Consider the following 12,252-nt stretch of genomic DNA (forward strand, 5'->3'; position numbering starts at 1 on the left):
TGCGCTGAGGCGCGGTACCGCCTCAGCAAGGTCCGCGTGGTTCACACCGCATGGCGACCTGTTCAGGTGAGAGGCCGTGTGGCTAACCCATCAGGGTTTGGCAATGTGCCAGACGTCCTTGATCCCGTCACCGTGCCTGTCCCCCGCCTGCTTGTCCTTGACGAAGGTATACAGCGGCTTGCCGGCATAGGCCCATTGCTTGCTGCCGTCATCACGCATGACCACGGTCCATTTGCCTTCGGCTGCCTGATCCTCGGCCTTGACCATCAAGGGCGGCCAATTGCTAGCACACTCGCCGTTGCACATCGACTTGCCACCGGTGTCCTTGTCGAAGGTATAGAGCGTCATGCCCTGGTCATTCACCCACATGCCCTCCTTTTCCATGGCCGGCTCGGCCAAGGCGATGCCCGGTAGCGAAAAGGCCGCGCAAAGGGCCATCCAGCTCAGCGTATGTCGTGTCATTGGATTCACCGTATCGTGAGGAAAAGGTTCGGTTGCAGGCGCAACCGCCGCCCTGTGAAGCCTAGCCCAGTCATTGAATGTCGCGAGAACCGCCAATACCCTGTCACACAGCTGCAATAATTCCGTTATCTAATGCGGGGCCAAGACAGCGAATCCAGGAGAGGTTTTGAGCATGGCTGGCAGGAATATTCTGATCGTCGACGACGAGGCGCCCATCCGCGAGATGATTGCCGTGGCCCTGGAGATGGCAGGTTATGAGTGCCTGGAAGCAGAAAGCTCCCAACAGGCCCATGCCATCATCGTCGACCGTAAGCCGGACCTGATCCTGCTGGACTGGATGCTTCCCGGCACCTCGGGCATCGAGCTGGCCCGGCGGCTGAAGCGCGACGAGCTGACCGGGGACATTCCGATCATCATGCTTACCGCCAAGGGCGAGGAAGACAACAAGATCCAAGGCCTGGAAGTGGGTGCGGACGACTACATCACCAAGCCGTTTTCGCCGCGTGAACTGGTGGCCCGCCTCAAGGCAGTGCTGCGACGCACCGGCCCCAGTGATGGCGAGACACCCATCGAGGTCGGCGGACTGCTGCTGGACCCTATCAGCCATCGCGTCACCATCGATGGCAAGCCGGCCGAGATGGGGCCTACCGAGTACCGCCTGCTGCAATTCTTCATGACCCACCAGGAACGCGCCTATACCCGCGGCCAGTTGCTGGACCAGGTCTGGGGGGGCAATGTCTACGTCGAGGAACGCACGGTCGATGTCCACATTCGCCGCTTGCGAAAGGCGCTGGGTGAGGCCTATGAAAATCTGGTACAAACGGTGCGCGGCACAGGCTACCGCTTTTCGACCAAGGTCTGACCTGAAACGCAGCTCTCGGCTCAAGGCCGTCGAATGGACGTGAACGCGCTACCGATCCGCTTCTGCGTGCAGGTTCGTACTTGCTGTTGATCGCTGGATTCGAAGGATCCCCAATTGAACCAGAACTGGCATGCGACCCTGATCCGCCACCTGCTGCTGTTGATCACCCTCTGCCTGATCGGTGGCCTGATCAGTGGCTACTATGGCTGGAGCCTGGCCATTGGCCTGGCCCTCTACCTGGGCTGGACGCTCAAGCAACTGCTACGCCTGCATGCCTGGCTGCGCAATCACCAACCGGACGAAGCACCGCCTGACGGCTATGGCCTGTGGGGCGAGGTATTCGACAGCATCTACCATCTGCAACGCCGGGATCAGCGTGTGCGTGGCAGGCTTCAAGCAGTGATCGACAGGGTACAGGAGTCCACCGCGGCGCTACGTGACGCGGTGATCATGCTCGACAGCCACGGCAACCTGGAGTGGTGGAACCGCGCAGCCGAGACGCTCCTGGGCTTCAAGACACCCCAGGACGGCGGCCAGCAGGTCACCAACCTGGTGCGACATCCGCGCTTCAAGGAATACTTCGAAGCCGAGAACTATGTCGAGCCACTGGAGATTCCCTCACCCATCAACGATCGCATGCGGGTGCAACTGCACATCACACGCTACGGCAACAACGAGCACCTGATGCTGGTTCGGGACGTGACCCGCATCCACCAGCTCGAACAGATGCGCAAGGACTTCGTGGCCAACGTGTCCCACGAACTGCGAACGCCGCTGACCGTGATCGCCGGCTACCTGGAAACCCTGCTGGATAACGTCGAGGACGTGAACCCCCGCTGGCGTCGAGCGTTGCAGCAGATGAGCCAACAGGGCTCGCGCATGCAAACGCTGCTCAACGACCTGCTGCTGTTGGCCAAGCTGGAGGCCACCGACTACCCATCCGACAACCAGCCAGTGGCCGTGGACACCCTGCTCAATGCGATCAAGCAGGACGCGCAGGCGTTGTCCGGGCCCCGCAATCAGCGCATCACCCTGGAAGCCGAGCCAGGCATCTGGCTCAAAGGCAGCGAGTCGGAATTGCGCAGCGCTTTTTCCAACCTGGTATTCAATGCCGTCAAGTACACGCAGGACGAGGGCAGCATTCGCATTCGTTGGTGGGCCGATGCCCAGGGCGCCCATCTGTCGGTGCAGGACTCAGGGCCCGGCATCGATGCCAAGCACCTGCCACGGCTGACGGAGCGGTTCTATCGGGTGGATTCGAGCCGTGCGTCCCATACCGGTGGTACGGGCCTTGGGCTGGCCATCGTCAAGCATGTGCTGATGCGCCACCGCGGGCGCCTGGAGATCAGCAGCGTGCCAGGCCACGGCAGCACCTTCACCTGCCATTTTGCAGCGGCGCAACAGATCACGGGCACGGTTTGAGGCCGTTCGGGCCACTTTGCAGCACCGATCAATGGGCTGCCCTTTGCTTTTGCGGCCCTAGCCGCTACATTTGATCCCTTGCGCCGGCTGGAGCCGGCACTTTTCTCATCTTCAAGACGGATCCCGTAAAAACTCCATCATGGACCCTTCCCCTGGTATCAGCTTCACCTCCCTGTTCGCCGATTTCGGCATGATCATTTTTGCTTTGGTCCTGGTGCTGCTCAACGGCTTCTTCGTCGCCGCCGAGTTCGCCATGGTCAAGCTGCGCGCAACCCGCGTGGACGCCATCGCCGAGCAGCACGGCTGGCGCGGCAGCATTCTGCGCAAGGTTCACAACCAGCTCGATGCCTACCTCTCGGCATGCCAGCTCGGCATCACCCTGGCTTCGCTAGGGCTGGGCTGGGTGGGCGAGCCGGCCTTCGCGCACTTGCTCGAACCGCTGCTGGCCTACTTTGGCGTTGATACCCCCGAGCTGATCAAGGCCGTCTCGTTCTTCGTCGCCTTCTTCGTGATCTCCTACCTGCACATCGTGGTCGGTGAGCTGGCGCCCAAATCGTGGGCCATTCGCAAGCCGGAACTGTTGTCGCTGTGGACCGCAGTACCGCTGTACCTGTTCTACTGGCTGATGTACCCGGCCATCTACCTGCTCAATGCCAGCGCCAACACCATCCTGCGCATTGCCGGCCAAGGCGAACCCGGCCCGCACCACGAGCATCATTACAGCCGGGAAGAGCTCAAGCTGATCCTGCACTCCAGCCGTGGCCAGGACCCAAGCGATCAAGGCATGCGCGTGCTGGCATCCGCCGTGGAAATGGGTGAACTGGAGGTGGTGGACTGGGCCAACTCTCGCGAAGACATGGTCATCATTGATGCCCATGCCCCGCTCAAGCAGATACTGGCCCTGATCCGTCGTCACAAGTTCAGCCGCTACCCGGTGTACGACACCGAGCGTGAGGAGTTCACGGGCCTGCTGCACATCAAGGACCTGCTGCTCGAACTCGCCGAACTCGAGCACCTGCCAGAAACCATTGACCTGGAAGACCTGGCTCGTCCCCTGGAGCGCGTTTCCAGGCACATGCCGCTGTCCCAGTTGCTCGAGCAGTTCCGCAAGGGCGGTGCGCACTTCGTGCTGGTCGAGGAGGCCGATGGCAAGGTCATCGGTTACCTGACCATGGAGGATGTGCTGGAAGTGCTGGTGGGCGACATCCAGGACGAACACCGCAAGACCGAGCGCGGCATCCTGGCCTATCAGCCAGGAAAGCTGTTGGTGCGCGGCGATACCCCGCTGTTCAAGGTCGAGCGCTTGCTGGGCGTGGACCTGGACCATATCGAGGCAGAAACACTGGCCGGCCTGGTCTACGAAACGCTCAAGCGCGTACCGGAAGAAGAAGAAGTGCTCGAGGTCGAAGGGCTGCGCATCATCGTCAAGAAGATGAAAGGCCCCAAGATCGTGCTGGCCAAAGTGCTCAAGCTGGACTGAGCTTATAAAACCCCTGGCTCGGTCCACCCCTGATCAGGGGTTGCCTGCGGTGTAGTCGGGCAGCCCACTGATCGGCCGGTCGAACCGATAGGGAATCGACTCGAGCGCCAGCCCCACGTTGCGCTGAACCACGAAGTGCAGATGGGGCCCGGTGCTGTTACCCGTGTTGCCCGACCTGGCCAGCACCTGCCCTTGGCGCACACGCTGCCCAGACGCGACCACGATCGACCCCCTCATCAAGTGCAGGTACACCCCCATGGTGCCGTCAGGGTGCAGGATGCGGACAAAGTTGCCCGAGGGATTGTCCCCTCGCCCGCTCTGCTCGCTACGCGTGCTCACCACCACCCCTTCGCGTGCCGCCACAATGGTCGTGCCTTCGGGCATGGCGATGTCCATTGCATAGCGCCCTTTGGGCCCGAAGTGGCTGAACCTGCCATTGGGCCCCTGGGTCACCCGAAACGGCCCACCCACCCATGGAAACGCATAACGATAACCTTGCGGGCGCTTGCCGGGGTCGCCCATGGCTTGCAGCAGCGTCGAACGGTAGTTGAGCAACTTGCCTGGCTGTCCCCGGACGATGCTGAGTACTTGCGTCGATCGCGGCGGCAACAGACGCCGCACGGTTCGCGGCGCATCGCCACCCTGCGCATTCACCAGATTATCCAGGCGCAGTTCCACCTGCACCGCGACTGGCAATTCGTTGCGGGCCGAGAAGCTCACACCGCCCTGAAACACGATCGCGTTGAGGCGCACGTCGTGTTCGTTGATTTCCACGGTGGACTCATCCACGACCGTGGGCTTGATGCCCGGGCCGGGTCGCTGCGCATAGGAAACCCTGCCCGTTTCGTCGGTGACGGGGTGCAGTGTCACCCCCAGGCTAGAGGCGCTGACCAGGGTTAACGTACACAGCAGCAGAAAGCGCAGATGCATGATGATGGCTTTTTGACAGTGGAGGACCTGTCCAAGCCTAGCAGCAGGCACCCTGTTCACCATGACAGTTGGTCGGATGCTGCTGGCCAGCTTGCTGTTGCGGCGGCCCGTCAGGCCCCTGGCGTGAAATGCTTCTGGGCAGTGCCGCGGGCGATCAGGCGGGACAGGTAATCCAGCTTCTGGGCGTCTTGATCGACGAACTTGAACGTCAATTGCAGCCAGTCGCTATCCGGCTTGGGCTCGAAGGCCGCCACCGCGTGCAGATAACCGTTCAAACGCGCCACCTCTGCGTTTTCGCCCTGCTCCAGGTTCAGCACAGCGCCTTCGAGTACCTGCGGCAGTGTCTCACTGCGCCGCACGACCAGCAGGGCTTCCTTCAGGCTCAACGCCTTGATCACGCAGGCCTGCATGCCGCTCGCCAAACGCAGCTGGCCCTGGCCGCGACCGCTGGGTGCGGGTGTCGCTACGCTAGGTTTGCCAGGGGTGGCGGCCACCTTGGTTGGAACAGGTGCTGGCGCAGCCACCTTGACGGCTTCGGGCCGCCCAGCCGTCAGGGCGTTGAGCGAGTCATTGGCGAACGCGGCATTGGCCCGTGCAGGCCCTGGGCTCATGAGGCTGTCGAGCTTGCCGATCTTGGCCAAGGCCTTCTTTACCTTGGTCAGCAACTGCTCGTTGGTGAACGGCTTGCCGACGAAATCCGACACGCCGGCCTGAATCGCCTGGATGACATTTTCCTTGTCGCCACGGCTGGTCACCATGATGAACTGAAGGCCCTTCAGCTCAGGTTGCTGACGGCACCAGGTGAGCAGCTCCAAGCCCGACATTTCCGGCATTTCCCAGTCGCACAGCACCAGGTCGAACGCTTCCTTGCCCAACAGGGTCATGGCCTTGCGACCGTTGACGGCATCCTCCACGGTCATGCCAGGAAACGCGTTGCGCAGGCACTTACGGATCAGGTCACGGATAAATGGCGCGTCATCCACCACCAGCACATTCACTTTACTCATCGATACTCCTTCTGAACCCGACTAGCCTACTGCCATTTACTGGCCACTTGCTACCACCTGTGTGTTACGCCGGGTCATCTACAGCCGGTCGATGGTCTCTGGCACCTCCAGGCGGACTAACGAAAACGCCCGGCACAAGCCGGGCGCCGATGCTCGGAGAGAACTTTATTTATCGTCCGCCTCGGCTGGAACATTAGGTATTTCACCATCGACACTGGCTCGACCCTGCACCTCCGCGGTCATGCGCTTGAGGCCCATGTGGCGTACATCGGTGCCGCGCACCAGATAGATCACCAGTTCGGAGATGTTGCGTGCATGGTCGCCGATGCGCTCCAGCGAGCGCAGGACCCAGATGACACTCAGCACACGGGAGATCGAGCGGGGATCTTCCATCATGTAGGTCACCAGCTCGCGCAAGGCTGTCTTGTATTCACGGTCGATGGTCTTGTCGTATTGAGCCACCGACAAGGCCAGGTCGGCATCGAAGCGGGCGAAGGCGTCGAGTGCGTCGCGCACCATGTTGCGCACCTGATCGCCGATGTGCCGAACTTCTACATAGCCCCGCGGGGATTCACCCTCCTCGCAGAGCTGGATGGCCCGCCGGGCGATCTTGGTCGATTCGTCACCGATACGCTCAAGGTCGATCACCGATTTGGAGATGCTGATGATCAGGCGCAGGTCCGATGCCGCCGGCTGGCGACGCGCCAGAATGCGCAGGCATTCCTCGTCGATGTTGCGCTCCATCTGGTTGATCTGCTCGTCGACCTCGCGCACCTGCTGAGCCAGGCCGGAATCGGCCTCGATCAGCGCAGTGACCGCATCGTTGACCTGTTTCTCGACCAGCCCGCCCATGGCCAGCAGGTGACTGCGAACCTCTTCGAGCTCGGCGTTGAACTGCTGGGAAATATGATGCGTCAGGCTTTCTTTGTTGATCATGCTGTGGCTCCGCGAAGCTGCTGGCTGCGAGCTTCAAGTCGTTCGAGGCGTGCCCCTGCCTACGCCGAGTGCCTCCACCCGGCGAGCAGCAGTGCGCGGTGCTTCTTCAGCCGTATCGGCCAGTGATGTAGTCTTCGGTCTGCTTCTTGGCGGGGTTGGTGAACAGGGTATCGGTGTCGCCGAATTCCACCAGTTTGCCCATGTACATGAAGGCGGTGTAATCCGATACCCGGGCCGCCTGCTGCATGTTGTGGGTCACGATGACGATGGTGAACTTGGTTTTCAACTCGTAGATGAGCTCTTCGACCTTGAGCGTGGAAATCGGGTCCAGCGCCGAGCAAGGCTCGTCCAGCAACAGGACCTCGGGCTCTACCGCGATGGTGCGTGCGATGACCAGGCGCTGCTGCTGCCCACCGGACAGACCCAGCGCCGACTCGTGCAGACGGTCCTTGACTTCGTCCCACAGTGCCGCGCCCTTGAGGGCCCACTCTACGGCCTCGTCCAGGACCCGCCTTTTATTGATGCCTTGAATCCGCAGGCCATAGACCACGTTCTCGTAGATGGTCTTGGGGAAGGGGTTGGGTTTCTGGAACACCATGCCCACGCGGCGACGCAGCTCGGCTACGTCCTCGCCCTTGCGGTAGATGTCATGGCCGTACAGGTTGACGGCGCCTTGCACACGGCAGCCGTCTACCAGGTCGTTCATGCGGTTGAAGGTGCGCAGCAAGGTGGACTTGCCGCAGCCGGACGGGCCAATGAACGCCGTCACGCGCTGCTTGGGAATATTCATGCTGACATCGAACAGGGCCTGCTTGTCACCGTAGAACAGGCTCAGCCCAGGCACTTCGATGGCAACCGTTTCCTCGGCCAGGCGCAGGCCCTGTTTGCTGCGGCCCAGGGCGGACATGTCGATGCCGTGGTTAGGCGGTTGTTGCTGCATGGTCTCACTCCATTGGGAGCTGCCGGCGTATGGCCGCCAGTAGCATGTTGGGACGAAGCGGACGCCTCGCGTCGGCGACGCCGCTTGAACGTTCGACGCCTGGCTCAGCTGTCGAGCGCCTTGTATTTCTCACGAAGGTGGTTACGGATCCACACGGCCGACAGGTTCAGTGTCGCGATGACCATCACAAGCAGCAGTGCCGTGGCGTACACCAGTGGCCGCGCCGCTTCCACGTTCGGGCTCTGGAAGCCCACATCGTAGATATGAAAGCCCAGGTGCATGATTTTCTGATCCAGGTGCAGGTAGGGGTAATTGCCATCCACCGGCAGCGACGGCGCCAGCTTGACCACGCCCACCAGCATCAGCGGTGCGACTTCACCCGCGGCGCGAGCAACGGCCAGGATCATGCCGGTCATCATGGCCGGGCTGGCCATGGGCAGAACGATCTTCCACAGCGTTTCTGCCTTGGTGGCACCCAAGGCCAACGAACCCTCGCGCAGGGTGCGTGGAATGCGCGCCAGCCCTTCCTCGGTGGCCACGATCACCACCGGCACGGCCAACAATGCCAGTGTCAGTGACGCCCACAACAGGCCCGGCGTGCCCAGGGTGGGCGCCGGCAAGGCTTCGGCGAAGAACAGGCGATCGATCGAGCCGCCCAGCACGTACACGAAGAAGCCCAGGCCGAAAACGCCGTAGACGATGGCCGGTACACCGGCAAGGTTGTTGACGGCGATGCGGATCAGGCGTGTCACCGGCCCCTGCCGGGCATACTCGCGCAGATAGACCGCTGCCAGCACGCCAAAGGGCGTGACGATCACGGCCATGATCAGGGTCATCATCACCGTGCCGAAGATGGCCGGGAAGATACCGCCCTCCGTGTTGGCCTCACGCGGGTCGTCGCTGAGAAACTCCCACACCTTGGCGAAGTACACCCCCAGCTTGGCCAGGGTCGACATGCCGTTGGGCTGGATGGCATGGACCACCTTGCTGAGGTTGATCTCGACTTCACGGCCATTGCCATCGCGCGCCACCAGTGTGTCGCGGGCAAAATCCCGATGAAGCGTGGTCAGGCGATCTTCGATGGCTTTGTAGCGGCTGTTGAGCTCGGCGCGGTCAGCCTCGATGTCAGCCTGGGCCGCTGCGTCCAGCTTGCCTTCAAGCTCGAGTTTGCGCGCCTGCAGGCGCAACCGCTCCAGGCCATGGTTGATGGCACCGATGTCTTTCTTCTCCAGCGCTTGCAGCGTCTTGTTGAGCTCGCTGGCCCGGGCCAGGCGCGCTTGCAGCTCACCCCAGGCCGCAGCCCCTTGCGCCACCACTCGGCCTTGTTCCTTGACGCTCACCAGATAGCCATAGAAGTTGCCCCACTCGCGGCGTTCCAGGGCCATCAGCTGTTCGGGGCGCTGCTGATCGACAAGCCAGTCGCCCACGACCCAAGTGAAGTCGCTGCCATTGAGGTCCCGGTTTCCGACCTTGATCAATTCGCGTGTCATGAACTCCGGGCCCTGGTCGGGCACGGGCAAACCGGCGCCCTTGAGGCGCGCACGCGGCACTTCTTCCTGCTGTACCACTTCACCGATGACCGTCTGCTGGGCCTGGCCCGGCACGGCGTAGGTGGCCTGGATCAAATCGGCCGGCCAGAAATGCCCCAGGCCGCGTACGGCGATCACTGCCAGCAGGCCAACGGTCATGATCACCGCCATGGCCACCGCGCCGCCGCTCATCCATACACCGGGGGCACCGCTCTTGAACCAGCCTTTGAGGGATTCCTTTTTCACGGATCGCTACCTTTCTATCAAAGCGACGAGTATTTCTTGCGCAGACGCTGGCGAATCAGCTCGGCCAAGGTGTTCATGACGAAGGTGAACATCAGCAGCACCAACGCGGCGAGGAACAGCACCCGGTAGTGACTGCCCCCGACTTCGGATTCCGGCATTTCCACCGCTACGTTGGCAGCCAGCGTGCGCATGCCTTCGAACAGGTTCATCTCCATCACCGGTGTGTTACCGGTGGCCATCAGCACGATCATGGTTTCACCGACAGCCCGGCCCATGCCGATCATCAGCGCCGAGAAAATGCCGGGGCTGGCGGTCAGGATCACTACCCGGGTGAGGGTCTGCCAAGGCGTTGCACCCAGTGCCAGGGAGCCCAGCGTCAGGCTGCGCGGCACGCTGAAGACGGCGTCCTCGGCAATCGAGTAAATGTTGGGAATGACGGCAAAACCCATCGCGATCCCGACCACCAGTGCATTGCGTTGGTCATAGGTGATACCCAGGTCATTGGTGATCCACAGGCGCATGTCGCCGCCAAAGAGCCAGCTTTCAAGGTACGGGCTCATGCCAAGGGCAAACCAGCCGGTGAGTAGAATGACCGGGATAAGAATGGCCGCCTCCCAGCCATCCGGTACCCGCAGGCGAATGGATTCAGGCAGCCGGCTCCAGGTGAACCCTGCCAGCAGGATGCCGACCGGCATGAGCAGGAACAGGCTGAAGACCCCTGGCAGGTGGCCTTCCAGGTACGGCGCCAAAAACAGCCCCGCGAAGAACCCCAGGATGACCGTGGGCATCGCCTCCATCAGTTCGATCACCGGCTTGACCTTGCGGCGCATGCCAGGGGCCATGAAGTAGGCTGTGTAGATCGCGGCGGCAATGGCCAGCGGCGCGGCAAGGATCATGGCGTAGAAGGCAGCCTTGAGCGTACCGAAGGTCAGCGGCGAAAGGCTCAGCTTGGGCTCGAAATCGGTATTGGACGCGGTCGACTGCCACACGTACTTGGGCGCGTCGTAATTCTCGTACCACACCTTGCCCCACAGCGCGCTGAAAGACACTTCCGGATGGGGGTTGTGCAGCTTCAATGGCAGCAACCTGCCGGGCTCTTCGATCATGATCCGGTTGGCGCGCGGTGACAGGGCAAGGATACCCGGCCCCTGGGCCACGGACTCGACCAAGAGGGTGCGGTGCGCCGTGCTGTGGAAAACACCCAGCTTGCCTTCTGCGTCCAGGGCGATGAAGCCCTTGCGGCGCTCTTCGGCGTCAATCTGCACGATGGGCGAGGTGCCCAGCTGGAAGGTACGAATCTGCTTGAAACGGGACTCCCCATCTGGGTCACGGGCCATGAACCACTGGGCCAGCCCACCGTGCGAGTCACCGATGATCAGTGAAATGCCGCCTACCAGCTGCGCAGTGGCCGTCACTTCGGTATCAGCGCTCTGCGCCAGGGTGTAGCGCCCGTTGAGGCTCTTGTCGCGCAGGCTGAACACGTCGGCAGTGGCACGACCATTGATCACGTACAGCCACTGCTGGCGCGGATCGATGAAGATGTTCTTCACCGTTTCGGTCATTTGCGGCAGCTCGATGCGGGTCTGCTCGGTCGTGACTTCGGCGGTCATCATGTTTTCGCTGCGCGTCAACGCGATGACCTGCAGGTGCGCCCCCGTGGAGCCAGCCAGCAACAGCGTGTCGCCATTGACGCTGGCGCTGACGTGCTCCAGCACCCGCGCCTGTTCATCCAGCACGAAAGGCTGTTTGCCATAGGGGTAGTCGATGGTCGGCGTAATGGTTTTTTTGTTGTCGGGGTAGGTGATCTTGTAGGTATGGGTGAACACCAACGCCTGGCCATTGGACAACCCCAGCATCACCATTGAGCTGCCTGGCTGGTCGGTACCGATCGAAGAGACCTGTACGCCGGCAGGGATGGGCAGGTCGACGCGCTCGAGCGCTTCGCCGGTCTTGGTGTCGAAGAACAGCACCTGGCCCTGGTCCGAAACCCGCATGCCAACCAGGTTCTGCTCCTCGAGGGCGATCATCAACGGCTTGCCCGCCTCCTCTTTGAGCCAGGCAGGTTGCAATGCCTGCCTGCTGGTCAGTTCCGCGCCCTGGAACAACGGAAGGACCACATACGCCAGGTAAAAGAAGATCAAGGTGATCGCGGCCAGCACAGCCAGCCCGCCCACCAGCACATACCAGCGCGTCAGGCGGTCCTTGAGCGCACGCAGGCGTCGCTTGCGCTGCAACTCCGGCGTGTTGAAATCGATGCGTGCAGGCTGGGAATCTTGGGTCATTGTGGAGTTGGCCAGATCATTCATGGGGCACACCCTAGCGGTCCCGTATGACAAAAACATGACAATGCAGTGACGCACGAAAGCCCGAAGCACAGTAAGGCTGGCCCCGGGCTGGGAGTGCTGAAGAGGCTAGCCCAACGGCTTGCCCCTGCAGGG

The 12,252-nt window shown here is 61.9% G+C and carries 10 protein-coding genes; 3 read left to right on the plus strand and 7 right to left on the minus strand.

Annotated elements, in window-relative coordinates; all coding sequences use genetic code 11:
- Window positions 1-90: 90 nt before the first annotated feature.
- Window positions 91-462, minus strand: a complete 372-nt coding sequence (locus CRP40_RS06640) for a hypothetical protein (protein ID WP_027913352.1) — start codon at window positions 460-462, stop codon at window positions 91-93.
- Window positions 463-634: 172 nt separating this feature from the next.
- Between CRP40_RS06640 and phoB the strand changes: the two genes are divergently transcribed.
- The 3 genes from phoB to CRP40_RS06655 all read left to right on the plus strand — a co-directional run bounded on the left by phoB (window position 635) and on the right by CRP40_RS06655 (window position 4,226).
- Complete coding sequence (gene phoB, locus CRP40_RS06645; RefSeq protein ID WP_023532543.1) at window positions 635-1,324, plus strand: phosphate regulon transcriptional regulator PhoB; 690 nt, start codon at window positions 635-637, stop codon at window positions 1,322-1,324.
- Window positions 1,325-1,438: 114 nt separating this feature from the next.
- Entirely contained in the window at window positions 1,439-2,746 is a 1,308-nt protein-coding gene (gene phoR, locus CRP40_RS06650) for a phosphate regulon sensor histidine kinase PhoR (RefSeq protein ID WP_027913351.1), read from the plus strand.
- Window positions 2,747-2,885: 139 nt separating this feature from the next.
- Window positions 2,886-4,226 (plus strand): hemolysin family protein, encoded by a 1,341-nt coding sequence (locus CRP40_RS06655; RefSeq protein WP_027913350.1) that lies wholly within the window; start codon window positions 2,886-2,888, stop codon window positions 4,224-4,226.
- 33 nt (window positions 4,227-4,259) lie between these two features.
- Here CRP40_RS06655 and CRP40_RS06660 read toward each other — a convergent pair whose 3' ends face one another.
- The 6 genes from CRP40_RS06660 to CRP40_RS06685 all read right to left on the minus strand — a co-directional run bounded on the left by CRP40_RS06660 (window position 4,260) and on the right by CRP40_RS06685 (window position 12,120).
- Window positions 4,260-5,156, minus strand: coding sequence for a M23 family metallopeptidase (locus tag CRP40_RS06660; protein ID WP_027913349.1), 897 nt, complete (start codon window positions 5,154-5,156; stop codon window positions 4,260-4,262).
- 110 nt (window positions 5,157-5,266) lie between these two features.
- Entirely contained in the window at window positions 5,267-6,163 is an 897-nt protein-coding gene (locus tag CRP40_RS06665; protein ID WP_027913348.1) for a response regulator, read from the minus strand.
- Window positions 6,164-6,328: 165 nt separating this feature from the next.
- The gene (gene phoU, locus CRP40_RS06670) at window positions 6,329-7,099 is read right to left on the minus strand and encodes a phosphate signaling complex protein PhoU (protein ID WP_027913347.1); all 771 of its coding nucleotides are present in this window, start codon (window positions 7,097-7,099) and stop codon (window positions 6,329-6,331) included.
- Window positions 7,100-7,205: 106 nt separating this feature from the next.
- Window positions 7,206-8,039 carry a phosphate ABC transporter ATP-binding protein PstB gene (gene pstB / locus CRP40_RS06675; RefSeq protein WP_027913346.1) on the minus strand — a complete coding sequence of 278 codons (834 nt, stop codon included), beginning with the start codon at window positions 8,037-8,039 and terminating at the stop codon, window positions 7,206-7,208.
- 104 nt (window positions 8,040-8,143) lie between these two features.
- Window positions 8,144-9,760, minus strand: coding sequence for a phosphate ABC transporter permease PstA (gene pstA, locus CRP40_RS06680; RefSeq protein WP_173645903.1), 1,617 nt, complete (start codon window positions 9,758-9,760; stop codon window positions 8,144-8,146).
- Between the two features lie 71 nt (window positions 9,761-9,831).
- The gene (locus tag CRP40_RS06685; RefSeq protein WP_027913344.1) at window positions 9,832-12,120 is read right to left on the minus strand and encodes an ABC transporter permease subunit; all 2,289 of its coding nucleotides are present in this window, start codon (window positions 12,118-12,120) and stop codon (window positions 9,832-9,834) included.
- Window positions 12,121-12,252 lie beyond the last annotated feature (132 nt).

This window comes from Pseudomonas sp. URMO17WK12:I9 (assembly GCF_900230165.1).
GTDB lineage: Bacteria > Pseudomonadota > Gammaproteobacteria > Pseudomonadales > Pseudomonadaceae > Aquipseudomonas > Aquipseudomonas fulva.